This is a genomic window from Xanthobacter sp. DMC47 (assembly GCF_056313845.1).
Genome location: NZ_JBQUZM010000005.1, coordinates 107,978 through 129,713 on the forward strand (window position 1 = coordinate 107,978; position 21,736 = coordinate 129,713).

The 21,736-nt window shown below is 68.5% G+C and carries 24 protein-coding genes and 1 riboswitch; of the genes, 13 read left to right on the top strand and 11 right to left on the bottom strand.

What is annotated here, in order from left to right; translation table 11 throughout:
- Positions 1-303 precede the first annotated feature (303 nt).
- Positions 304-1,980 carry a lysine--tRNA ligase gene (locus tag ACT54R_RS20670; RefSeq protein WP_476329424.1) on the bottom strand — a complete coding sequence of 559 codons (1,677 nt, stop codon included), beginning with the start codon at positions 1,978-1,980 and terminating at the stop codon, positions 304-306.
- A gap of 172 nt (positions 1,981-2,152) precedes the next feature.
- Positions 2,153-2,255, top strand: a riboswitch (glycine riboswitch).
- A gap of 197 nt (positions 2,256-2,452) precedes the next feature.
- On the opposite strand from ACT54R_RS20670, the gene gcvT reads away from it, so the two are divergent.
- The 8 genes from gcvT to ACT54R_RS20710 all read left to right on the top strand — a co-directional run bounded on the left by gcvT (position 2,453) and on the right by ACT54R_RS20710 (position 8,877).
- The gene (gene gcvT / locus ACT54R_RS20675; protein ID WP_476329426.1) at positions 2,453-3,619 is read left to right on the top strand and encodes a glycine cleavage system aminomethyltransferase GcvT; all 1,167 of its coding nucleotides are present in this window, start codon (positions 2,453-2,455) and stop codon (positions 3,617-3,619) included.
- A 2-nt stretch (positions 3,620-3,621) separates the two neighbouring features.
- Positions 3,622-3,993, top strand: a complete 372-nt coding sequence (gcvH, locus tag ACT54R_RS20680; protein WP_476329428.1) for a glycine cleavage system protein GcvH — start codon at positions 3,622-3,624, stop codon at positions 3,991-3,993.
- Between the two features lie 21 nt (positions 3,994-4,014).
- Complete coding sequence (locus tag ACT54R_RS20685) at positions 4,015-4,491, top strand: OsmC family protein (RefSeq protein ID WP_476329430.1); 477 nt, start codon at positions 4,015-4,017, stop codon at positions 4,489-4,491.
- Positions 4,492-4,509: 18 nt separating this feature from the next.
- The gene (gene gcvPA / locus ACT54R_RS20690; RefSeq protein WP_476329432.1) at positions 4,510-5,850 is read left to right on the top strand and encodes an aminomethyl-transferring glycine dehydrogenase subunit GcvPA; all 1,341 of its coding nucleotides are present in this window, start codon (positions 4,510-4,512) and stop codon (positions 5,848-5,850) included.
- Complete coding sequence (gcvPB, locus tag ACT54R_RS20695; RefSeq protein WP_476329434.1) at positions 5,850-7,424, top strand: aminomethyl-transferring glycine dehydrogenase subunit GcvPB; 1,575 nt, start codon at positions 5,850-5,852, stop codon at positions 7,422-7,424. The genes gcvPA and gcvPB overlap by 1 nt, the downstream gene beginning before the upstream one ends.
- 73 nt (positions 7,425-7,497) lie before the next feature.
- The gene (locus ACT54R_RS20700) at positions 7,498-7,938 is read left to right on the top strand and encodes an NUDIX domain-containing protein (protein WP_168457579.1); all 441 of its coding nucleotides are present in this window, start codon (positions 7,498-7,500) and stop codon (positions 7,936-7,938) included.
- 95 nt (positions 7,939-8,033) lie between these two features.
- Positions 8,034-8,252, top strand: a complete 219-nt coding sequence (locus tag ACT54R_RS20705) for a hypothetical protein (protein WP_476329437.1) — start codon at positions 8,034-8,036, stop codon at positions 8,250-8,252.
- Positions 8,253-8,283: 31 nt separating this feature from the next.
- Positions 8,284-8,877, top strand: a complete 594-nt coding sequence (locus ACT54R_RS20710; RefSeq protein ID WP_476329439.1) for an SCO family protein — start codon at positions 8,284-8,286, stop codon at positions 8,875-8,877.
- Here the strand turns inward: ACT54R_RS20710 and ACT54R_RS20715 are convergent.
- On the bottom strand, positions 8,822-10,834 hold the full coding sequence (locus tag ACT54R_RS20715; RefSeq protein WP_476329441.1) for a glycosyltransferase: 2,013 nt from the start codon (positions 10,832-10,834) through the stop codon (positions 8,822-8,824). The two genes, ACT54R_RS20710 and ACT54R_RS20715, sit on opposite strands and share 56 nt — an antisense overlap.
- Positions 10,835-10,873: 39 nt before the next feature.
- Here ACT54R_RS20715 and ACT54R_RS20720 point away from each other — a divergent pair, with 39 nt between their 5' ends.
- Positions 10,874-11,842, top strand: coding sequence for a transporter substrate-binding domain-containing protein (locus tag ACT54R_RS20720; RefSeq protein ID WP_476329444.1), 969 nt, complete (start codon positions 10,874-10,876; stop codon positions 11,840-11,842).
- A gap of 16 nt (positions 11,843-11,858) precedes the next feature.
- Here ACT54R_RS20720 and ACT54R_RS20725 read toward each other — a convergent pair whose 3' ends face one another.
- Positions 11,859-12,467: a TetR/AcrR family transcriptional regulator gene (locus tag ACT54R_RS20725; protein WP_476329446.1), complete on the bottom strand. Its 609-nt coding sequence runs from the start codon at positions 12,465-12,467 to the stop codon at positions 11,859-11,861.
- A gap of 120 nt (positions 12,468-12,587) precedes the next feature.
- Between ACT54R_RS20725 and ACT54R_RS20730 the strand changes: the two genes are divergently transcribed.
- A complete protein-coding gene (locus ACT54R_RS20730) occupies positions 12,588-12,815 on the top strand; it encodes a hypothetical protein (RefSeq protein ID WP_168457575.1) in 228 nt (75 codons plus the stop codon).
- A 75-nt stretch (positions 12,816-12,890) separates the two neighbouring features.
- On the opposite strand, the gene ACT54R_RS20735 is transcribed toward ACT54R_RS20730, so the two are convergent.
- The 6 genes from ACT54R_RS20735 to rph all read right to left on the bottom strand — a co-directional run bounded on the left by ACT54R_RS20735 (position 12,891) and on the right by rph (position 17,251).
- The gene (locus ACT54R_RS20735; RefSeq protein WP_168457574.1) at positions 12,891-13,211 is read right to left on the bottom strand and encodes a lipopolysaccharide assembly protein LapA domain-containing protein; all 321 of its coding nucleotides are present in this window, start codon (positions 13,209-13,211) and stop codon (positions 12,891-12,893) included.
- Between the two features lie 5 nt (positions 13,212-13,216).
- Complete coding sequence (gene ihfB, locus ACT54R_RS20740; protein WP_024277130.1) at positions 13,217-13,501, bottom strand: integration host factor subunit beta; 285 nt, start codon at positions 13,499-13,501, stop codon at positions 13,217-13,219.
- Between the two features lie 150 nt (positions 13,502-13,651).
- Complete coding sequence (gene sppA, locus ACT54R_RS20745) at positions 13,652-14,617, bottom strand: signal peptide peptidase SppA (protein WP_476329449.1); 966 nt, start codon at positions 14,615-14,617, stop codon at positions 13,652-13,654.
- Positions 14,618-14,703: 86 nt separating this feature from the next.
- Complete coding sequence (hemW, locus tag ACT54R_RS20750) at positions 14,704-15,900, bottom strand: radical SAM family heme chaperone HemW (protein WP_476330107.1); 1,197 nt, start codon at positions 15,898-15,900, stop codon at positions 14,704-14,706.
- A 5-nt stretch (positions 15,901-15,905) separates the two neighbouring features.
- Positions 15,906-16,538 carry an RdgB/HAM1 family non-canonical purine NTP pyrophosphatase gene (gene rdgB, locus ACT54R_RS20755; RefSeq protein WP_476329452.1) on the bottom strand — a complete coding sequence of 211 codons (633 nt, stop codon included), beginning with the start codon at positions 16,536-16,538 and terminating at the stop codon, positions 15,906-15,908.
- Complete coding sequence (rph, locus tag ACT54R_RS20760) at positions 16,538-17,251, bottom strand: ribonuclease PH (protein WP_476330110.1); 714 nt, start codon at positions 17,249-17,251, stop codon at positions 16,538-16,540. Before rph ends, rdgB begins: the two co-directional genes overlap by 1 nt.
- A gap of 157 nt (positions 17,252-17,408) precedes the next feature.
- Between rph and hrcA the strand changes: the two genes are divergently transcribed.
- Together hrcA and grpE are read left to right on the top strand one after the other, a co-directional pair.
- Positions 17,409-18,509 (top strand): heat-inducible transcriptional repressor HrcA, encoded by a 1,101-nt coding sequence (hrcA, locus tag ACT54R_RS20765; RefSeq protein WP_168457571.1) that lies wholly within the window; start codon positions 17,409-17,411, stop codon positions 18,507-18,509.
- A 119-nt stretch (positions 18,510-18,628) separates the two neighbouring features.
- Positions 18,629-19,276: a nucleotide exchange factor GrpE gene (gene grpE / locus ACT54R_RS20770; RefSeq protein ID WP_168457570.1), complete on the top strand. Its 648-nt coding sequence runs from the start codon at positions 18,629-18,631 to the stop codon at positions 19,274-19,276.
- A gap of 17 nt (positions 19,277-19,293) precedes the next feature.
- On the opposite strand, the gene ACT54R_RS20775 is transcribed toward grpE, so the two are convergent.
- Both ACT54R_RS20775 and efp read right to left on the bottom strand, forming a co-directional pair.
- Positions 19,294-19,695: a response regulator gene (locus ACT54R_RS20775; protein WP_476329455.1), complete on the bottom strand. Its 402-nt coding sequence runs from the start codon at positions 19,693-19,695 to the stop codon at positions 19,294-19,296.
- 170 nt (positions 19,696-19,865) lie between these two features.
- A complete protein-coding gene (gene efp, locus ACT54R_RS20780) occupies positions 19,866-20,435 on the bottom strand; it encodes an elongation factor P (RefSeq protein ID WP_476329458.1) in 570 nt (189 codons plus the stop codon).
- 191 nt (positions 20,436-20,626) lie between these two features.
- Between efp and epmA the strand changes: the two genes are divergently transcribed.
- Positions 20,627-21,700: an EF-P lysine aminoacylase EpmA gene (gene epmA / locus ACT54R_RS20785; protein WP_476329461.1), complete on the top strand. Its 1,074-nt coding sequence runs from the start codon at positions 20,627-20,629 to the stop codon at positions 21,698-21,700.
- Positions 21,701-21,736 lie beyond the last annotated feature (36 nt).

Genomic DNA, 21,736 nt, shown 5'->3' on the forward strand with positions numbered 1-21,736 from the left:
AAAATCCGGCGGCGCGCGCCCAGCCGCGCCATGGGCCCTCCGGTCAAGCCGGAGGGCGACGGCGGTGTGGGGAAAAGCCCGGCCATGACGATGGCGCGAATACCTCTGACCGTTGCGTTGCCGGGTTATGGCGCCTCCCCTCTCCCCTTACGGGAGAGGGAGCGGGGCTGCTCACGCCCAACCGCCGTCATCCCCCGGTTTAGCCGGGGGATCCACCCGTCCGCCTGCGCTCTGCCTGAAGACCCAGCCCGACCCAACCGTGGATCGCCCGGCTAAACCGGGGGATGACGGCTCTTGGTCCCCTCACGCCGCCGCCAGCTCTCCCGCCAGCGCCTTGCGGATCAATTCCCGCGTCTCCGCCACCCCGTAGATGGCGACGAAGGAGCCGAAGCGGGGACCGCGTTCGAGGCCGAGGAGCACCTGATAGAGGGTGTTGAACCACTCCACCGAGACGCCCGGCCGCTCGGGCGTGGCGCCCTTGGCCTTGAGGTCCTGGTAGCGCGGGATGGGGCGCGCCACGTCGTAGAGCACGGTCTGGATGTCGTCCGCGCTCGCGCCGTCCGGCAGCGCGGCCAGCGCCGCGTCGAGCTTGGCGAGGGCGTCGCGCTCCACCTCGTCGGGGGTGCGGAAGACCTTGTTGGGCTTCACGAAGTCATGGAAGTAGCGCACCGCATAGCCCACCAGCTCGTGCAGCTTAGGGTGCGTCTGGTCCGACACGCCGGGCACGTGGCGCTTCAGGAAGCCCCACAGAACGCTCTCGTCCTCGGTGTTGGAGGCGGAGGCGAGGTTGAGGAGCATGGTGAACGACACCGGCATGTCCACGTCGGGCGGGTTGCCGGCGTGGATGTGATAGACCGGGTTGCCGAAGCGGAGCTTCCAGTCCTGCTGGGAATAGCGGGCGAGGAAGTTGAAATACTCGTCCACCGCCTTCGGGATCACGTCGAAGTGCAGCTTCTTCGCCGAGCGGGGCGACTGGAACATGTAGAGCGCCAGGCTCTCCGGGCTCGCATAGGTCAGCCACTCGTCGATGGTGAGACCATTGCCCTTGGACTTGGAGATCTTCTGGCCCTTCTCGTCCAGGAACAGCTCGTAGACGAAATGCTCCGGTGCGGTGCCGCCGAGGATACGGCAGATGCTGTCGTAGATCGGCGCGTTGGTCTGGTGGTCCTTGCCGAACATCTCGAAATCGACGTCGAGCGCGGCCCAGCGGGCGCCGAAATCCGGCTTCCACTGCAGCTTCACCTTGCCGCCGGTGACGGGGAGCGTGGTCTCGGTGCCGTCCTCATCGTCGAAGGTGATGGTGCCGGCCTTGGCGTCCACATTCTTGAGCGGCACGTAGAGCACGCGGCCCGAAACGGGGGAGATGGGCAGGAAGGGTGAATAGGTCGCCTGCCGCTCCTCGCCGAGGGTGGGCAGCATCACGGCCATGATCTCGTCGTACTTCTCGGCGGCCTTCAGCAGCACGGCATCGAGCTTGCCAGAGAAGTAATAGTCGGTGGCGCTGGCGAATTCGTAGTCGAAGCCGAAGGTGTCGAGGAAGCGCCGGAGCATGGCGTTGTTGTGCGCGCCGAAGCTTGGATAGTCGCCGCCGAAGGGGTTCGGCACCTTGGTGAGCGGCATCTGGAGATAGGGGCGCAGCGCCACCGGGTCCGGCACGTTCTCGGGGATCTTGCGCATCCCGTCCATGTCGTCCGAGAAGCACAGAAGGCGCGTCTTCACCTTGTCCTCGGTGAGGATGCGGAAGGCGTGCCGCACCATGGTGGTGCGTGCCACCTCGCCGAAGGTGCCGATGTGCGGCAGGCCCGAGGGGCCGTAGCCGGTCTCGAACAGCACCTCGTCCTTTGGCCGCTTCTTCAGCCGCTCCACCAGCTTGCGCGCTTCCTCGAACGGCCAGGCGGTGGCCGTTTCCGCGACCGCCTTCAGCTCGGCGGCGAGCTGGGTGGGATCGACGGGCGCAGGCGAGGCTTCGGACGAGGACATGACAGGCTCCGGAAAAGGAGCGCGAACTTAGGAATGCAGCCGCCCGGCGTCAACGCGGGGCGCCTTCCCTGCCCTCGCCGGCTCTTGCGTTGACGCCGGGCGGCAAACGCCTATGCTGCAGCCGCGTTCCGGATGCCCCGGCGAAAAGGGCAAAAGGAGCGCAAGACATCGGACGATCCCTGCGGGAGAGACCGGCGGCCTCATGGGGAGGCGTGCCGGCGCCGAAGGCGCAACCGCCCCGGAACCGCTCAGGCAAAAAGGGCCGCAGGGGGACGAAACTCTGGAAAGCAGTCCGGCCAAGCCTTCAGGGCGCGGCGGGGCTCACCGAAGGAGTAAGCCGTGCCCTTCCACGAGGCGCGGTGAAATCTCTCAGGTCGGCAGACAGAGGGGGCGCCGCGCGGGCCGCGCAGGACCACCGGGAACGGCGGTTCGGCAGGCCCGGAAATTGGCGCTGTTCGTCCGGGAGTCCCTCTTGGCCTCATCCCCTGATTCGCATTCCGACACCGAGCCTCTGCTCGAAACCCCGCTCTGCGCCGCCCATGGCGCGCTCGGTGCCCGCATGGTGCCGTTCGCGGGCTATCTCATGCCGGTCCAGTATCCCGAGGGCATCCTCGCGGAGCACAACTGGACCCGCGCCCATGCCGGCCTGTTCGACGTCTCCCACATGGGCCAGGCCCTCCTCGTCGGGCCGGACCACGAAACCACCGCCCGCGCGCTGGAAGCCCTCGCCCCGGCGGATTTCGTGAACCTCGCCCCCGGCAGGCAGCGCTATTCGCAATTGACCGCCGAGGACGGCGGCATCCGCGACGACTTCATGGCCACCCGCCCGGCGGACCCATCCGCCGACGGCACGCTGATCCTCGTGGTCAATGCCGCCTGCAAGGGTGACGACTTCGCCCATATCGAAGCCCACCTCCCCGACACCGTGAAGCTGGTGCAGCGCCCCGAGCGGGCGCTTCTCGCCCTGCAAGGCCCGGAAGCCGCGACGGTGATGGCTCGCCATTGCCCGGAGGCGGCGGACCTCGACTTCATGACCGCCCTCCCCCTGGCCTTCGACGGCGTTCCGGTGGAGGTCTCCCGCTCCGGCTATACCGGCGAGGACGGCTACGAGATTTCCGTCGCGTCGGAAGATGCCCCCGCGCTTTGGGCAGCACTGCTGGCCGAGCCGGAGGTGAAGGCCATCGGCCTCGGTGCCCGGGACAGCCTGCGCCTTGAGGCCGGCCTCTGCCTCTATGGCCACGACATCGATCTCTCCACCTCCCCCATTGAGGCGGCGCTGAACTGGTCCATCCAGAAGCGGCGGCGGCTTGAGGGCGGCTTTCCCGGCGCCGATCGCGTGCAGCGCGAGCTTAAGGAAGGCCCCGCCCGCGTGCGCGTCGGCCTGAAGCTGGAGGGCCGCGCCCCGGCCCGCGAGGGAGCGGAGATCGCCTCCAATGGGGAGATCGTCGGCCGCGTCACCTCGGGCGGCTTCGCCCCGACGCTGCAGGCGCCCATCGCCATGGGCTATGTGCCGCCCGCGCTCGCCGCGCCCGGCACGCGCCTCGACATTCTGGTGCGCGGCAAGGCCCTGCCGGCCGTCGTCACCGCCCTTCCCTTCGTACCCACGCGCTACGCGCGCAAGCAGAAAACCGGGGGCTGACCATGAGTGTGCGCTACACCAAGGACCACGAATACGTCCGCATCGACGGCGACGTGGCGGTGGTCGGCATCTCCGATTACGCCCAGGGCCAGCTCGGCGACGTGGTGTTCGTGGAGCTGCCCGAGATCGGCAAGGCGGTGGAAAAGGGCAAGGAAGCCGCTGTCGTCGAAAGCGTGAAGGCCGCCAGCGAGGTCTATGCCCCCATCTCCGGCGAGGTAGTGGAGGTGAACTCGGAACTCGAAGGCGCCCCCGGCCTCGTGAACGAGGATGCCGAGGGCAAGGGCTGGTTCCTGAAGCTGAAGGTGACCAACCCCGCCGAGCTCGACGAGCTGATGGACGAGGCCGCCTACAAGGCCTTCCTCGACACCCTCTGAGCGCGCCGGGAGGCGGACACCATGAGCGACGACCCCCCCATTGCCACCGTCCGCTGGGAGCGCGGCGACGCCGTCTTCACCGACGGGCGCTATCCCCGCGCGCACCAATGGATGTTCGACGGGCTGACCGTGCCCGGCTCGTCTTCGCCTGCGGTGGTCCGCCTGCCCTTGTCCAAAGCCGATGCGGTGGACCCGGAGGAGGCGCTCGCCGCCTCCCTCTCCGCCTGCCACATGCTGTTCGTGCTGGATTTCGCCCGCCGGGGCGGCTTCTGCATCGACGTCTACGAGGACAAGGTGATGGCCGCGTTCGGCAAGACCGAGCGGGGCAAGACCTGGATCTCCCGCATCGCGCTCAACCCCGCCCTCGTCTTCTCGGGTGACAAAACGCCCACCGCCGAAGACGTGGCGGCCTTGCACGACAAGGCCCACGACGAGTGCTTCGTGGCCAATTCCCTGCGCTCGGAGGTGGTCATCACCCCGAGCTTCACCATCGCCTGAAACGGGACCGGCGGCATCATGCGCTATCTTCCCCTCACCGCCGACGACCGCGCCGAGATGCTCGCGCGCATCGGCGTTTCGTCCGTTGACGACCTGTTCGCCGACATTCCCGCCGCCCAGCGCGAGCATGAGCTGCCGCGCCTGCCGCTCCACAAGAGCGAGCTGGAGGTGGAGCGCGCGCTTTCCCGCCTTGCGGCGAAGAACGTGCCGGCGGGGTCGGTGCCCTTCTTCGTCGGCGCCGGGGCCTATCGCCACCATGTGCCGGCGAGCGTGGACCACCTGATCCAGCGCTCGGAATTCCTCACCTCCTACACGCCCTACCAGCCGGAGATCGCGCAGGGCACCCTGCAATATCTCTTCGAGTTCCAGACGCAGGTGGCCGAGCTGACCGGCATGGAGGTGGCCAACGCCTCCATGTATGACGGCTCCACCGCCGCCGCCGAGGCGGTGCTGATGGCCCACCGCGTCACCAAGCGGCGCAAGGCGCTTTTGGCCGGCAACCTGCACCCGCATTATCGCGCGACCATCGAGACGGTCTCGCACTATGCCGCCGATGAGGTGGTGGCGCTGGCGCCGGTGCCCACGGGCGGGGAAGACATCATCGCCGCCATCGATGCGGGCTGCTCCTGCGTCGTCGTCCAGTCGCCGGACGTGTTCGGCAACATCGTGGATCTGAAGCCCGTCGCCGAGGCCGCCCACAAGGCCGGCGCTTTGCTCATCGCTGTGTTCACCGAGGCGGTCAGCCTCGGCCTCATCGAGCCGCCGGGGGCGCAGGGCGCCGACATCGTGGCGGGCGAGGGCCAGTCCATCGGCAATGCGCTCAACTTCGGCGGCCCCTATGTGGGCCTGTTCGCAACCCGGCAGAAGTTCGTGCGGCAGATGCCCGGCCGCCTCGCCGGCGAGACCGTGGATGCGGAAGGCCGGCGCGGCTTCGTGCTCACCCTCTCCACCCGCGAGCAGCACATCCGCCGCGAGAAGGCGACCTCCAACATCTGCACCAATTCGGGCCTCTGCGCGCTGGCCTTCACCATCCACATGAGCCTGCTCGGCCAGACCGGGCTCGTGCGGCTGGCGCGGGCCAACCACGCGGCCGCCTGCGACCTCGCGGACCGGCTCGCCGCCGTGCCGGGGGCAAGCGTGCTCAACGACACCTTCTTCAACGAATTCACCCTGCGCGTGCCGGGCAACGCGGCGGACGTGGTGGAGAAGCTCGCGGCGAAGGGCATCCTCGGCGGCGTCCCCTATTCCCGCCTCGCCCCCAAATCCGGCCTCGACGACCTCATCCTCGTCGCCGCCACCGAGACGACGACAGAAGACGATCGCGCCGCCTATGCCGCGGCCCTCAAGGAGGTGCTGTGATGAACCGCGAAGGCCGTGGCGCGACGACGCCGCATATCGTCGGGGGCACCAGCGCAGGCCCCGTCACCTTCACCGGCAACCGGGGGCTCGACCTCGAGGAAGGCCTGATCTTCGAGATCGGCCGCACCGAAGTGACGGGCGTGGACATTGCCGAACCGGCTCCGTTCAAGGACCGCCTCGGCACCCACGCGCGCACCGCGCCGCTGGAACTGCCGGGCCTCTCCGAGCCCGAGGCCATGCGCCATTACGTGCGCCTCTCGCGCATGAATTACGGCATCGACAGCGGGCTGTTTCCGCTCGGCTCCTGCACCATGAAGCACAACCCGCGCCTCAACGAGAAGATGGCTCGGCTGCCGGGCTTTGCCGACATCCACCCGCTCCAGCCCCTCTCCACCGTGCCCGGCGCGCTGGAGCTGATGGCGGAGCTGTCGCGCTACCTGCTGGAGCTCACCGGCATGACGGCGGTGGCCCTCACCCCCAAGGCCGGCGCCCACGGCGAACTCTGCGGGATGATGGCCATCAAGGCCGCCCATGAGGCGCAGGGCAATGGCGACCGCCATGTGGTGCTGGTGCCGGAGAGCGCCCACGGCACCAACCCCGCCACTGCAGCCCTCATCGGCTATGAGGTGCGCTCCATCCCCGCCCGGCCGGACGGCACCGTGGACCCGGAGGCGGTGAAGGCCGCGCTGGGGCCGGAGGTGGCCGCCCTCATGCTCACCAATCCCAACACCTGCGGCCTGTTCGAGCGGGACGTGGTGGCGATTGCGGCGGCGGTGCATGAGGCCGGCGCCTATTTCTATTCGGACGGCGCCAATTTCAACGCCATCCTCGGCAAGGTGCGCATCGCCGACCTCGGGGTCGATGCCATGCACATCAATTTGCACAAGACCTTCTCCACCCCCCACGGCGGCGGCGGCCCCGGTGCCGGGCCGGTGGTCCTGTCTCAGGCCCTCGCCCCCTTCGCCCCGGTGCCGGCGCTGGTCGCCACCGCGGACGGGCTGGCGCTGGTGGAGGATGAAGGGTCGGCAGGCGCCGAACAGGCCCTCGGCCGCATGAGCGCCTTCCACGGCCAGATGGGCATGTTCGTCCGCGCGCTGTCGTGGATGCTTTCCCATGGGGCGGACGGGATGCGGCAGGCCTCCGAGGACGCCGTCCTCTCCGCCAATTATGTCCGCGCCTGCCTGATGGACGTGATGAGCGCCCCCTTCGCCGAGCGCCCGGCCATGCACGAGGCGCTGTTCGACGATGCGTGGCTCGCGGGCACCGGCCTCTCCACCCTCGACGTGGCGAAGGCGCTGATCGACGAGGGCTACCACCCCATGACGGTCTACTTCCCGCTGGTGGTCCACGGGGCGATGCTGATCGAGCCGACGGAGAGCGAATCGAAGGCCTCCCTCGACCTCTTCCTCGGTGCCCTGCGCGACCTCGCCATGGCCGCCAAGGCGGGGGACAAGGAGCGCTTCCTCGGCGCCCCCCATTATGCCCCCCGTCGCCGTCTGGACGAGACCCGTGCCGCCCGCGCGCCGGTTTTGCGGTGGGTTCGGCCCGAACCGCTCCCGAACGCCGCCGAATAGGGGGTGTGAACGCGCCTGACAGGGTGGTGTGAACCACCCTTTCCCCCCTGTCAGGAGGGGCTATGCTCGACTGATGTTGTCCGCCCTCTCTTTCCTGCGCCGGATGCGCCACGGCATGACCCTCGGTGTCCGGGTACTGGCCACCGACGAGGCCGGCCGGCTCCTTTTGGTCCGACACACCTATGTGTCCGGCTGGCATTTTCCCGGCGGCGGGGTGGATTTGGGCGAGACCGCGGAACAGGCCGCGCGGCGCGAATTGCGCGAGGAGGCGAACGTGGAGGCCGAGGGACCCCTGACGGTTTCTGGCTGTTATTTCAATCCCTTGGTCGGGGGGCGGGATCACGTCGTCCTCTACCGCGCGGCCCGGTTGACCATCGGTCCCCGGCCGGAGCGGAACCTCGAAATCGTCGCCGCCGACTTCTTCCCGCCCGACGCCTTGCCCGACGATACCACCCCCGCCACCCTGCGCCGCATCGCCGAATGGCGCGGCGCTCCCCCATCCGACCGCTGGTGAGGCGCCCTGTCACGGGCGATTGACCGGCGCGGATTGGATAAATACCGCCGCCCGCGCTATCGTGGCGCCTGAAGTTTCATCCCAGCCGGCGCGCCATGTCCGTCACCCTGTCCCAGGAAACCGAGGTTTCGCAACGGCTTGCAGCGCACGCCGACGACGCTGCCGCGGCGCGGCGGGGGCTCGGGCGCGCTGGTGTCCTCGGCCTTGTGGTGGTCTTGGCGGCGCTCTGCGCGGGGGGACTGCTGCTGTGGGCGCGCTACGGCGCGGCCGTCTTCTTCGATCTGCTGAGCGCCGGCTTCTCCGGCTGCCTCTGAGCCCCGCGATTGCCCCCAAGGCCTTGAAATCATGTCGCCACGCACGAAGATCCTTGCCCTTTTCTCGGCCTTCGCCGCGGGCGCCCTCATCCTCGTCACGGCCGTCACCCTGTTCCTGCCGGAGCCGCCGCCGAAGGTGACGGGCCAGGCGGCGGTGGGCGGGCCCTTCAGCCTCACCGACCAGAACGGCCGGACGGTTACGCAGGCCGCCCTCAAGGGCAAGCCCACGCTCATCTTTTTCGGCTTCACCCATTGCCCGGACGTGTGCCCGACCGCGCTGTTCGAGATGTCGGAAATCTTCAACGCCCTGGGTCCGGACGCAGGCAAGGCACAGGCCTTCTTCGTCTCGGTGGACCCCGAGCGGGATACGCCGGACGTGCTCAAATCCTACGTTTCGAGCTTCTCGCCGCAGATCGTCGGACTGTCGGGCACACCGGAGGCGACCGAGCAGATCAAGCGGGAATTCCGCGTCTATTCCCGCAAGGTTCCGCTTAAGGACGGCGACTACACCATGGACCACACCGCCGTGGTCTATCTCATGGACAAGGATGGCAATTTCGTCGCGCCATTCAACTCCAAACGGCCTCCGGCCGAGGCTGCGGCGGAGCTGAAGCGCTACTTCTGAGCCCTCCCACGGCGCCCCGTCGCGCGGCCCCGTGCTCGGTCTTCTGCCAGTGGTAGGGCCGCCGGAGCAACTCGACCAGCGCGCGCCACGCCGCCAACGACAGCAGCAGCCAGTAGATTGGAATCATCGCGATCGTACCCCAGCCGGGCCCCATGCCCCGCCGGCCGAGCCCGACCATCATGGTCACGGCCGCACCGGCATAACCGGCCACGAGAGTGGTGTAGGTGAGCGCGCTCGTCATCACTTCCGCCATGTAGGTGCAGGGCAGACCGGCGACGCCGCCGACGATGTCGGCGATGAACAAGGCGAGACACAGCGGATGCACCAGCGCCGCCGCATAGGGGCCCGCCGTGAGCAGGACCAGCGCGACCGTGCCGCCCAGACCGAGATCCCGCACCAGCGCCCGCGGCCGGCGGCCGTGCACCAGTAGCGTCTGCGCCCAGCCCTTGAGCCAGCGGGTGCGCTGACCGATCCAGGCACGCCGCGTCACCGGCGCCTCCTCGAAGGTGGTGGAGGAAATGACGCATGTCTGCCAGCCGGCGCGGGCGAGGCGGATGCCGAGGTCGGCGTCCTCGGTGACGTTGTAAGGGTCCCAGCCTCCTACCTGATCGAGCACGCGGCGGCGGAAATGGTTCGAGGTGCCACCGAGCGGAATGGGCAGGCCGAGCGCGCTGAGCACCGGCAGCAACACGTCGAACTGGCCCGCATATTCGGCGGCGAACTGGGCCGATATCCAGCTGTCCCCGCCATTGTCGATGCACAGCCGCGCCTGCACGCAGCCCACCTTCCGCCCGCCCGTACGGAACGCGGCGACCACCCGGCGCAGTTGGTCCGGCTCCGGCAGGTCCTCGGCGTCGTAGATCGCCACGATGCTGCCGCGTGCGAAGGGCAGTGCCGCTTCCAGCGCCTTCGGCTTGGTGCGCGGCCCGACCGGCGCGACCGCCACCTCCATGATATGCGGCGGCAGGGTCATGCCCGCGATAGCGGCGCGGGTGGCATGGTCACCAGCTTCCACCACGAGCTTGATGTCCAGCTTCTCTGGCGGATAGTCGAGGGCTGCAAGGGCGGCGACCAGCCGCGGCACGCTCGCCGCCTCGTCGTAGAGCGGCACCAGCAGCGAATAGACCGGCAGGGAACGCGGATCGAGCACCGGCAGCGGCTCTTCCGGCGGCGCATAGAGGCAGCCGGCGAGACGCAGGGCGATCCAGGCCAGGAAGACGAGCGACAGAGCCGCCTGAACGCCGAGAACGGTCATCTCCGGCGCCAGCGCCAAAAGGGGTGCGAGCGACAAGCCGACAGCTGCGGCTCCGAGCCCAACGATGCGGCCGGGCCGCAGCGTCGATGCCGATTTGAGCGGATCGGACCGGACCAGACGCTCTGTCGCCGCGGCGGCCAACCGAGGGCCGCAGACCGCGCCGATGCGCCGGGCGAGCGCCAGTGGCGGGATCAGTTCCACCCGCGCCGCAAGACCCGCATCCCGCTTCAGCGCCCGTCTCAGGCGCCACACGATGCGGCCCCGCGCCGCCATCACGAAATGCGGGCGTCCACTCCCGCACACGAGGGTTCCCGTGCGCAGCACGGCCTCCGCCATCGCGAGGTCATCCTGAAGGTCCGGCAGGTTTGGCGCGGCTACGGAAAGGCCGAGGTCGCGAGCGAGGAGATGGGTGGCGGCGTCCTCATCGAGGACGCCCGAGGCGACCAGCACCTCATCGACGCCAACGCCGATTTCCCGTGCCCGCGCATGGGCTGCACGCAATGTGTCGACATCCACGTGATCGCGATAGGGACGAAGCTCGGGGGCAGCCAAGGTATGCGGGACGGCCGACGACCAAGGGGCGGAAGCAGCAGCCCCCTCCCGGGCGTGGTCCAGCCCGCGCCCAAGGTCGCGATGGCCCTCACCCACATCATGGCTTACATGGCTCCGCCCCTTGCGGGCGGCACCGGCATCCCCCACCATGCCCCAACCCTCATGCAACCCTAGGGTAAGCTCGCCACAATGCTTCCACCAGCCTCTTTCCTGAGCATCCGCGCGACCCATCTGCGCGCGCGCTGGACCGGCCTCAGGGCTCTGGTGCTGACAGCCGGCATGCTGACGGCAGGAGCAGCAGCGGCACAGCAGCCGCCCGCCGGTCAGGCGAGGCCGGCGCAGGGTGGCCCTCCGCCGCTGGTGGAGCGTGCGGACAAGATCGCCATCACGCCGGTGGTGGTGCCGAATTTCTGGAACGTGGAACGGCGGCTGGAGCGCCCGGACGCCGCCAAGCTCCCGAAGGAATTGCGGTTCGTCACGACGGACGACTACCCGCCCTTCAACTTCATCAATTCCACCGGCGCCCTGTCCGGCTTCAACATCGATCTGGCGCGGGCGATCTGCGCGGAACTCAGCGTCACCTGCTCTTTCCAGACCGCGGCGTTCGCCGACGTGGCGGACGTGGTGGACCAGGGCCGCGCAGAAGCGGCGATCGCCGGCCTCGTCGCCACCCCGGCATCCCGGGCGACGCTGGACTTCTCCGAACGCTATCTCGGCACGCCGGCGCGCTTTGTGGGGCGCAAGCAGGAAACGCTGGCGCAGGCGACGCCCGAGGAGGTGGCTTCCAAGAAGGTGGGCGTGGTCAGCCGCACGGCGCACGAGGCCTATCTGCGCTCATTCTTCAATGAGGCCGCCATCCGTCCCTATCCCGACCTCAAGGCGGCGCAGGAGGCGCTGAAGGCCGGGCAGGTGGACCTTCTGTTCGGCGATGGCATCACCCTCGCGCTCTGGCTGAATGGCACCGCCAGCGCCGCCTGCTGCCGCTTCGTGGGCGGCCCCTTCACCGAAAGCCGCTTCTTCGGCGATGGTTTCTCCGTGGCGGTGAAGGAGGGCAATGACACCCTGCGCCACGCGATGGACTTCGCCCTGCAGCGCATCTGGGAGAAAGGCGTCTATACGGACCTCTACCTGCGCTGGTTCCCGGTGGGCTTCTACTGAGCCGCGTCCGCGGCGTTCAGGCCGCCAATCGCGGGCCGCCGGCGATGAGGCGGGCGTTGCGCTCGATGGCCGCCGGATCGTCGGCAAGGCGGTCGGTCAGCAGATGCAGCCAGTTGAAGCCGATATAGAGGGCGAGGAGGTCATCGACCTCCTGCGCGGCGATCTCCCCGCGGTCCGCTGCGCGTTCGAACATGTGGCGCAGGTCCCGCAACCGATCCGGCAAGAACTTGTCGCGCAATGCGGATAGGGCGGCATCGGTCGTCTGGGCTTCGGCGATGAGCGCGCGGAAGGTGCTGCCGGACGGCGTCTCCCGCCAGAAGCCCCACAGGGCGCGGGTGTAGGCGAGAAGATCGCTCCAGAGGGCGCCGGTGTCCGGCAGCGCCATGTGGCTCGCCTTTTCCGCCGCATACACATCAACCAGCAGATCAGCCTTGGTGGGCCACCAGCGATAGATGGTCGGCTTGCCCGCCCCTGCCCGCCGCGCCACCTCATCAATGGAAAAGCCGGCATAGCCGCGCTCCGCCAGTAGCGCCCGCGCCGCCGTCAGGATCGCGGCCTCCGCTTCGGGATTGCGCCGCGCTCCGATGGAAGAGCGCCGACGGTCGGCGGGACTGGTGTCGGGCATGAGGCGTCGCCTTCCGAGATTTCCCCTTGCATAACGAAACGGGTCGTATATATCAATATCAATCAGAACGATCCGTTTCGTTCCTATCTTTCAGATCCTGCCGCTTCCGGAGTTGCTGCCATGAGCAATCCTGCAATCCTGGCCCACCTGCGCTTCCTCGCCCTGATGATGATCGGCGCCTATGCGCTCATCAATGCCATCCTGACGCTCCTTTCCCCCCTCACCGCTGGATGGCCGATCTGGGAATCCACGCTGCTCGCCGTGCCACCGATGGTGCTGGGGATGGTCCATTTCGTGCTCCCGATCGCGCGGCGCCACCTCACGCGCCCGGACCGGACGCAGGCGTGAGCCAAAACGAAAGAGCCGCCCTGATGACAGGACGGCTCCGACACCCGATCAAGGCGATCAGAAAAACAGAGCTGCTCAGTGGCGGGGCGCGGGCAGTCCGAGCTGCGACGACGGTGCCGGGCGGGCGGCCTCGGCCCGCTTGTGCTCGCGGCGGGCGGCGCGCGCTTCGCGGCGATAGCGGCCCTGCCGCGCCCAGGTGACCACCCCGCCGGCAATGACGCCGACGATCACCGCAGCGAAAATGATCGCGAACAGCGGCAGCGTCACCGACAGGGCCGGATGGTCCGGCGAGAAGGGATCGAGGGAGAGCGTGACCGGCTTGCGGTTGGCAACCGCCAGCGCCACCGCGAGGATCGCGAGGGGCAGGCCGATGAGGATGGAGAGGAAGCGGCTCACGGGGCCTACTTTCCAGTGTTGAGACGCTCGCGCATCTCCTTGCCGGTCTTGAAATAGGGAACGGTCTTTTCGCTCACGTCCACCTGTTTGCCGGTGCGCGGATTGCGGCCCACGCGTGCATCGCGCTTCTTCACCGAGAAGGCGCCGAAGCCGCGCAGTTCCACGCGATCACCGCGCTCGAGCGCAGAGGCGATCTGCTCCAGGATGGCGTTGACGATGTTCTCCACGTCCCTCTGGTAGAGATGCGGATTGGCCTCGGCGATCTTCTGGACAAGCTCGGACTTGATCATGGTGGCCCCAGTTCCCTCGAAAGCATCTGCCAAAAGTGAGCCAAGGCCCTTTGCGGCGGAGTGGGCGGCCGGATGTCCGGCAGGGTTGTCAGGTGTTGTTTTTCGGTGTTGCCGGAAAACCGCCAAGCGCTTGTGAACGCAATCTTAACCCTATGTCCGAGGGTGCCAGAGGGCCAACAGACCGTCAAGTTGACTGCGCTCCAGCGCGCCTTTCGCCGCATCCGTCAAAAGCGCCGCCGCCTGCGGGAAGCCGAGGGCGCTCACGACCCCGCGCGCAGCGCCCAGCAGCCAGCCGAACTCGTCGCCGACCTCCTTGGTGCGCCAGGTGCGGACCTTGAGGGCCTCGCTGACGCCCTTTTCGCGGGCAAGCCACGCGCGGGCGGTGCGCTCGTCGCCGAGTTCGTCGACCAACTGGAGTTCGAGCCCCTGATGACCGGTGAAAACCCGGCCATCCGAGACGTTGGCGAGCTTGGCGTCGGAGAGCTTACGGCGATCACCCACCAGGCCCTTGAACCAGGCGTAGCTGTCCTTGACCAGTGAATCCACGGCGGCGCGCGCCTCCGGCGTCACCGGCTCATAGGGATTGGGCGAGGCCTTGAGCGGGGAAGATTTGATATCCTCCATGGTCACGCCCACGGTCTTCAGAAGCTCGGTGAAGTTGGGAAACTGGTAGATGACGCCCACCGAGCCGACCAACGCATTGCGGCGGGCGACGATATGGTCCGCGCCCAGCGCCGCGATATAGGCGCCTGAGGCAGCGACGCCCTCCACGACAGCGACCACCGGCTTCTTCTCGGCGAGGCGGCGCAGCGCGTCGAACAATTGCTCGGATCCGGTCACGGTGCCGCCGGGGCTGTCGATGGAGAGGATGACGGCGCTGGCGCGGGAGCGGCCGATCTCCTCCAGAAGCTCCACCCGCTCGCGATCGTTGCGGATGATGCCGCCGATCATGATCCGCGCCACGTGAGGCGAGGAGGCGGGAATATCGCGGCCGACGAGGGCCGACACGCCCACAACCACCGCGGCGACGACGCCCAGCACCCCGAGCACGCGCCAGAATGTGACCTTTCGCCGGAGGCGGCGACGTTCGACGATCTGGTCGGCATCCAGCGACATGGCGCGCGTTCCTCGGCAGGCAGTCCCAAGCCCCACGCGGACTTAAGCAGGCGGCGCGGCGTTGGCAAGCGCTCCCGCGCGGGAGCTTACCCTGCCAGGGCGGCGATGACGGCGTTGAGAACCGGAAAGCCGGCGGGGGTGACACACAGACGGTCCGCCTCGCGCGACACCAGCCCCTCGGCTTCCAGCATCCCGAGACGATCGCGGGCGATGCGTCCGCCCAGGCGGGCGTGCCGGGCGAGATCGACGCCTTCCCGAAGTCGGAGCCCCATGAGCAGCATCTCATCCGCCTGCTCGGAGGCAGAAAGCGTCTCGTCCGAGACGATGCCGTGCCCGGCGGCCTCCACACGCTTCAGCCACTCCTCCGGCGCCCGCTCGGTGAAGGTGGCGCGGCGGGCGGCGCCCGACGCCAGCCGGCCATGGGCGCCGGCGCCGATGCCCGCATAGGTGCCGTAGCGCCAGTAGACGAGATTGTGCCGTGCCTCGGCACCGGGCCGGGCGTGGTTGGAGACCTCGTAGGCCGGCAGACCGGCCTGCGCCGTCACCTCCTGAGTCACGTCCCACAGGGCGCGGGACAGGTCATCGTCGGGCAGAATGAGCTTGCCGGCACCGTATAGCCGTTCGAACGGCGTGCCCGGCTCGATGGTGAGCTGGTAGAGGGACAGGTGCTCGCACCCCTCACCGAGCGCGCGCCGCAGTTCCGCCGCCCAGGCTTCGGGCGTCTGGCGCGGGCGGGCATAGATGAGGTCGAAGGACACGCGATCGAAAGCGCGCCGCGCGATGGCGACGGCCGCCAGCGCTTCCGCCACCGAGTGCATCCGCCCAAGGCCCTGAAGGTCCGCATCGTCCAGCGCCTGCACGCCGAGCGAGACCCGGTTCACGCCCGCCGTCCGGTAGCCGTGAAACCGCTCCGCCTCCACGGAGGTGGGGTTCGCCTCCAGCGTCACCTCGGCATCGGCCGTGAGCGGCCAGGCTTCGTCGATGGCTTCCAGGATGGCGGCGACCGTCGAAGGCGCCATCAGTGAGGGCGTGCCGCCGCCGAAGAAGACCGTTTCCGCCCGCCGTGGCCCCGACAAGGCCCGCATATGGGCGATCTCCCGCCGGAAGGCGGCGATGTAGCGGGCCTCGTCCGGCGGCACGAGGCGGACGTGGCTGTTGAAGTCGCAATAGGGGCATTTGGCCTTGCAGAAGGGCCAATGGACGTAGACGCCGAACCCCCCGTCCGTGTCCGCCCCCGGAAGAGAATGCGCAGGAGCGTTCGCGGAGGGGGCCTGATTTGAGATCGCGCTCACCCCTTCAGGCACGCCTGCGAGAGCTTCAGGAAGGCGCGGGCGCGGTGGGAGAGGCCGAAGCCCTTGGGGGGCATGCCGTGCTTCTCGTCCGCCGTCATCTCGGCGAAGGTCTTCACATGTCCCTCGGGGAGGAACATGGGATCGTAGCCGAAGCCCTTGGCGCCGCGCGGCGGCCACACGAGGGTGCCGTCCACTGTGCCCTCGAACTCCTCAAGATGTCCATCCGGCCAGGCGATGCAGAGCGCCGAGACGAAGCGGGCATGGCGCTGCGCCGGATCGGTGGCGCCGACCTTCTGCAGTTCGGCCTCCACCTTCTCCATGGCCATCTCGAAATCGCGCTCCGGTCCCGCCCAGCGGGCGGTGTGGATGCCCGGCGCGCCGCCCAGCGCATCGATCACGAGACCTGAGTCGTCGGCGAAGGCCGGAAGCTGCGCCGCATTGGCCGCGGCAACCGCCTTCAGGCGCGCATTGCCCTCGAAGGTGGTCTCGGTTTCCTCCGGCTCGGGCAGCCCGAGCTCGCCGGCGGAGACCGCCTCCACCCCGTGGGGCTCCAGCAGCATCTTCATCTCGATGAGCTTGCCGGGATTGTGGGTGGCCACCACGAGCCGCCCGGTGAGCTGGCGCGCCATCAGCCGATCGCCAGCTTCTGGAGCGACACGAGCTGATCCACGCCCGAACGCGCGAGCGAGAGCAGCGAGAGCAGTTCCTCCTGGGTGAACGGCGTCTTTTCCGCCGTGCCCTGGATCTCCACGATGCCGCCGGTGCCGGTCATGACAAAATTGGCGTCGGTCTCGGCGACCGAATCCTCGGCATAGTCGAGGTCGAGCACGGGCGTGCCCTCATAGATGCCGCAGGAGACCGCCGCCAGATGCTGCTTGAGCGGCATTTCCTTGATCATGGAGCGGGACTTCATCCAGCTCAGGCAGTCGTAAAGCGCGATCCAGGCACCGGTGATGGAGGCGGTGCGGGTGCCCCCGTCGGCCTGGAGCACGTCGCAATCGATGGTGATCTGCTTCTCCCCCATCGCCACCAGATCGGTGACGGAGCGCAGCGAGCGCCCGATCAGGCGCTGGATTTCCTGCGTGCGGCCGGACTGCTTGCCGGTGGTGGATTCGCGCCGGGTGCGGTCGTGGGTGGCGCGGGGCAGCATGGAATATTCCGCCGTCACCCAGCCGCGTCCCTGGCCCTTCAGCCACGGCGGCAGGCGCTCTTCCAGCGTCGCGGAGACGAGGACGTGGGTGTCGCCGAACTTCACGAGGCAGGAGCCTTCCGCGTGGCGCATCACGCCCCGTTCAAAGGACACCGCGCGCATCTCGTCGGGGGCGCGCTTGCTGGGGCGCATGATGGATACCTCTTTGTGCGTCATGGGCGCTCCTTTTAGAGCGCCGCGCGCCGGGAGGAAAGCAAGGGACGCGACAGAGCCTGCGCAGCGCTTGAACCCGGCCCCGGCGAGGGACACATTAGAGCCAGCGAAATCCTTTGTTCCGAAGGCTGAACCCGTGGCGCTCGATCCGTTCCTGCCCCTCTCGACCGGCGGCCTCGCGCAGATCGACCAGCGTTCGCGCGAGATTTTCCGGCAGATCGTGGAGAGTTACCTCGCCACCGGCGAACCGGTGGGCTCGCGCAACATCGCCCGCCTCATCCCCATGACGCTCTCCCCCGCCTCGGTGCGCAACGTGATGGCGGACCTGGAAGCGGCCGGGCTCATCTACGCCCCTCACACCAGCGCCGGACGCCTGCCCACCGAGCGCGGCCTGCGCTTCTTCGTGGATGCGCTGATGGAGGTGGGCGACGTCAACGAGCGCGACCGCGCCAATATCGAGACGCAGGTGCTCGCCGCCGCGCGCACCACAACCGTGGAAGGCGTGCTGCAGGAGGCGTCCGCTTTGCTCTCGGGCCTTGCCCGCGGCGCCGGCGTCGTCACCGCGACCAAGACCGACCCCCGCCTGAAGCACGTGGAGTTCGTGCCGCTGGAGCCGGGCCGCGCCCTCGTCATCCTCGTTTCCGAGGACGGGCAGGTGGAAAACCGGGCGCTGACGCTGCCGGCCGGCCTGCCAGTCTCCGCCCTCACCGAGGCGACCAATTTTCTCAACGCCCGCATCCGCGGCCGCACCCTCTCCGATGCCCGGCAGGAGATGGACAGCCTCCTCGCCGAGCTGAACCGCGACCTCGACACCCTGACCGCCCGCGTGGTGGAGGCCGGGCTCGCCTCCTGGTCGGGCGACGAGCCGGGCGGACGCACCCTTATCGTGCGGGGGCAGGCGAAGCTCCTGGAAGACCTGCGCGCGCTGGAAGACCTGGAGCGCATCCGCCTGCTGTTCGACGACCTCGAGACCAAGCGCGAGGTCTCCGAGCTGCTTGGCCGGGCGGAGGAGGCGCAGGCGCTGCGCATCTTCATCGGCTCGGAAAACCGGCTGTTCTCGCTTTCCGGCTCCTCCACCATCGTCGCGCCCTATCGGGACGGGCAGGGGCGCGTGCTGGGGGTGCTCGGTGTCATCGGCCCGACGCGGCTCAATTACGGGCGCATCGTGCCCATGGTGGACTTCACCGCCCGCCTCGTCAGCCGGGTGCTGGGCGCGCCGGGGGCGGACGCGGCCTGAGGGGAGGCATCACCCCGACTTGATTTTTCCCCCCATCGCCCCGATATGCGCCGGGACGATTGGCCTTTGCCCGGCGGCATGTGACCTCGGGCGAATCTCAAGGCAGGGGAAGTGACCGGATGAGCGAGCAGAAGCGCACGCCCGAGACCGGCGGCGACGCAAGCGAAAACGGCGCCGCGCGGGGGACTGCACAGGTGAACGAGGCAACCGCCGAGGCGGAAGCGAGTGCCATGGCGGATGCCGCTCTCGGCGACCCGGCAGGCGACAAGGCGCGCCTGGAAGCGGAGATCGCGAGCCTCAAGGACAAGTTCCTCCGGGCGTTCGCGGAGGCGGAGAATGTGCGCCGCCGCGCCGAGAAGGAAATCCAGGACGCCAAGACCTACGGCATCGCCTCATTCGCCCGCGACGTCTTGAACGTGGCGGACGATCTGGCCCGTGCCCTGGGTTCGGTGGAGGCAGAGGCCAAGGCGACCGCCGAAGGTGGTTTCAAGGCGCTGCTGGACGGGCTGGAGCTGACCGAGCGCGGCCTCGTCAAGGCGCTGGAGAAGCACGGCATCCGCAAGATCGAGCCGAAGGGCGAGAAGTTCGACCCCAATCTGCATCAGGCCATGTTCGAGGTGCCGGACCCGAGCGTCCCCACCGGGACCGTGGTGCAGGTCGTCCAAGCGGGTTACGTCATCGGCGAACGCGTTCTGCGCCCGGCGATGGTCGGTGTCGCCCGTGGTGGCCCGAAGGCCGAGCCCAGCAAGGCCGCCGGGGCGGCGTGAGGCTCGATTTCTGAAAGTTACATGTCGTTGGAGGCGGACACGTGCCGCCTCCCGGGCTCTCCGCCGCCCGGACCACCGCTCGCTCCGATCAGGTCGGCGAGGGCATCGGCAATGACGCGGCTGGTGTAGGGCTTGGCCACGCGCGGCGCGTCGGCAAATTCCGCCGGCATGCGAACGCTGCCCGTGTAACCCGAGCAGAAAATGAAGGGAATGCCACGTTCCGCGAGGACCGCTGCGGCCGGATAGACCGGCTCGCCGGCCAGGTTCACGTCGAGGATGGCAGCGTCGATGCGCTCGGAGGTCGCGGCCGCGACCGCGGCGGCGAGGCTCGCGACCGGCCCGACCACGGTGTAGCCCAGCGACCTCAGATTGTCGTCGAGCCCCAGTGCCACGAGGTGCTCATCCTCAACGACGAGCACCCGCCTTCCCGACAAGATCATCTTCAACGCCCTGGCTGACTGCATGTCCCCTCAGGGCCATGTCCGGGTTCAACCAGCGGCCGCGGGAAAAGTTCCACGCGCCGCAGCAAGGCGTTGTACGAACGCCGGAAGGTCGAATCCGCCCTTCCGGTTCGTCGCGAAGCCCGCGATCAGTCCTTCGCGCGTTCCACGTAGGAGGCGTCGGCGGTCATGATGACGACGCGGGTGCCGGCCGAGATGTGCGGCGGCACCATGGTGCGCACGCCGTTGGAGAGCATGGCGGGCTTGTAAGAGGAGGAGGCCGTCTGGCCCTTCACGGTCGGCTCGGTGTCCACGATCTCCAGCACCACGCGGGCCGGAAGCTCGATGGCGATCGGCACGCCGTTATGGGTGGAAAGCATGCATTCCATGCCTTCCTGCAGATAGACCGACTGGTCGCCCATCACATCCTTCGGCACGGTCACCTGATCGTAGGTTTCCGGGTTCATGAAGGTGTAGCCGTCGGAATCCTCGTAGAGGAAGGTGTGCGGGCGATCTTCCACGAAAGCGCGCTCCACCTGCTCGGTGGTGCGATAGCGCTCGGAGATCTTCACGCCGTCGGAGATGCGGCGCATGTCGAGCTGCGTCACCGGCGTGCCCTTGCCGGGGTGGATGTTCTCGGCGGTGAGCACCACGTACAGCTTGTCGTCGATGTCGACCACGTTGCCCTTGCGCAGGGTGCTGGCGATAACCTTGACCACGTCGTCTCTTCCTTGACCTGATGCGCGGCGTCCGCGCCGATTGAAAACCGGGGGACGGCGGCGCCGTCTGGCTGGTTCGGCGCGCACCATAGCGATAATGGCGCGCAACGCCAGTCTTGCACCCGTCTTTCCGGCACCGCGCGGCGGCAGTGGCCGGCCGCTCCGACCGGCCGCAAGGAGGAATCCATATCATGGCGGTATCGAGTTCCCCGCCCGCGCCCCCCTCCTCCGCATGGTGGCAGCCGGATGTCCACGCCGATCGCCGCCCCTTCCTGCTCGCCCGCAGCCGCATCGCCGCCGCCCTGCGTGCAGCGTTCGTGGAAGACGGCTTCATCGAGGTGGAAACACCGGCGCTTCAGGTCTCCCCCGGCAACGAGACCCATCTGCACGCCTTCGGCACGGACCTCATCGGCCCGGATGGCGCGACGCGCCGCCTCTATCTGCGCACCTCGCCCGAGTTTTCAGCCAAGAAACTGCTGGCGGCCGGCGAGTCCAGGATATTCGAGTTCGCCCGCGTGTTCCGCAATCGCGAGCGCGGCATGGCCCACCATCCGGAATTCACCATGCTGGAGTGGTATCGCGCCGGCGCGCCCTATACGGCGATGATGGAGGATTGCACCCGCCTCCTTGTCCGCGCCGCCGAGGCAGGCGGGGTGAAGGCCTTCTTCTATCGTGACAAGCCGTGCGACCCTTTCGCCGCGCCGGAGCGCCTGACGCTCGTGGCGGCATTTAACCGCCATGCGGGGATGGATCTCGAAGCCCTTTTGCCGTCCGCCGGAGAAACACCGGATGCTGCCCGCTTCGCCCGTGCGGCGGCCGAGGCCGGCATCCGCACCGCGCCCGACGACACCTGGGCCGACATGTTCTCGCGCGTGCTGGTGGAGAAGATCGAGCCGCATCTCGGGGTCGGCCGCCCGACCATCCTGACCGACTATCCCGTGAGCGAGGCGGCTCTCGCCCGGCCCAAGCCGGACGACCCGCGCCTGGCCGAGCGGTTCGAGCTGTATTGCTGCGGGCTGGAGCTTGCCAATGCCTTCGGCGAGCTGACCGATGCGCAGGAGCAGCGCCGGCGCTTCCAGAAGGACATGGACGAGAAAGACCGGCTCTATGGCGAGCGCTATCCGCTCGACGAGGACTTTCTCGCCGCGCTGGCCCTCATGCCGCCGGCCAGCGGCTGCGCCCTCGGTTTCGACCGGCTCGCCATGCTCGCCAGCGGGGCGCGGAGAATCGAGGATGCGCTCTGGGCTCCGGTGGCCGGAACTTGAAACACGCCACTCCGCTCAGGCGCCGCGCGGGCGTGA

Coding starts and splice junctions, on each gene's coding strand:
- ACT54R_RS20670 (WP_476329424.1), bottom strand. CDS start 1,980: ATGTCCTCGTCCGAAGCCTCGCCTGCGCCCGTCGATCCCACCCAGCTC.
- gcvH (WP_476329428.1), top strand. CDS start 3,622: ATGAGTGTGCGCTACACCAAGGACCACGAATACGTCCGCATCGACGGC.
- ACT54R_RS20685 (WP_476329430.1), top strand. CDS start 4,015: ATGAGCGACGACCCCCCCATTGCCACCGTCCGCTGGGAGCGCGGCGAC.
- gcvPA (WP_476329432.1), top strand. CDS start 4,510: ATGCGCTATCTTCCCCTCACCGCCGACGACCGCGCCGAGATGCTCGCG.
- gcvPB (WP_476329434.1), top strand. CDS start 5,850: ATGAACCGCGAAGGCCGTGGCGCGACGACGCCGCATATCGTCGGGGGC.
- ACT54R_RS20700 (WP_168457579.1), top strand. CDS start 7,498: ATGTTGTCCGCCCTCTCTTTCCTGCGCCGGATGCGCCACGGCATGACC.
- ACT54R_RS20705 (WP_476329437.1), top strand. CDS start 8,034: ATGTCCGTCACCCTGTCCCAGGAAACCGAGGTTTCGCAACGGCTTGCA.
- ACT54R_RS20710 (WP_476329439.1), top strand. CDS start 8,284: ATGTCGCCACGCACGAAGATCCTTGCCCTTTTCTCGGCCTTCGCCGCG.
- ACT54R_RS20715 (WP_476329441.1), bottom strand. CDS start 10,834: ATGGTGGGGGATGCCGGTGCCGCCCGCAAGGGGCGGAGCCATGTAAGC.
- ACT54R_RS20720 (WP_476329444.1), top strand. CDS start 10,874: ATGCTTCCACCAGCCTCTTTCCTGAGCATCCGCGCGACCCATCTGCGC.
- ACT54R_RS20725 (WP_476329446.1), bottom strand. CDS start 12,467: ATGCCCGACACCAGTCCCGCCGACCGTCGGCGCTCTTCCATCGGAGCG.
- ACT54R_RS20730 (WP_168457575.1), top strand. CDS start 12,588: ATGAGCAATCCTGCAATCCTGGCCCACCTGCGCTTCCTCGCCCTGATG.
- ihfB (WP_024277130.1), bottom strand. CDS start 13,501: ATGATCAAGTCCGAGCTTGTCCAGAAGATCGCCGAGGCCAATCCGCAT.
- sppA (WP_476329449.1), bottom strand. CDS start 14,617: ATGTCGCTGGATGCCGACCAGATCGTCGAACGTCGCCGCCTCCGGCGA.
- rdgB (WP_476329452.1), bottom strand. CDS start 16,538: ATGGCGCGCCAGCTCACCGGGCGGCTCGTGGTGGCCACCCACAATCCC.
- rph (WP_476330110.1), bottom strand. CDS start 17,251: ATGCGCCCCAGCAAGCGCGCCCCCGACGAGATGCGCGCGGTGTCCTTT.
- grpE (WP_168457570.1), top strand. CDS start 18,629: ATGAGCGAGCAGAAGCGCACGCCCGAGACCGGCGGCGACGCAAGCGAA.
- epmA (WP_476329461.1), top strand. CDS start 20,627: ATGGCGGTATCGAGTTCCCCGCCCGCGCCCCCCTCCTCCGCATGGTGG.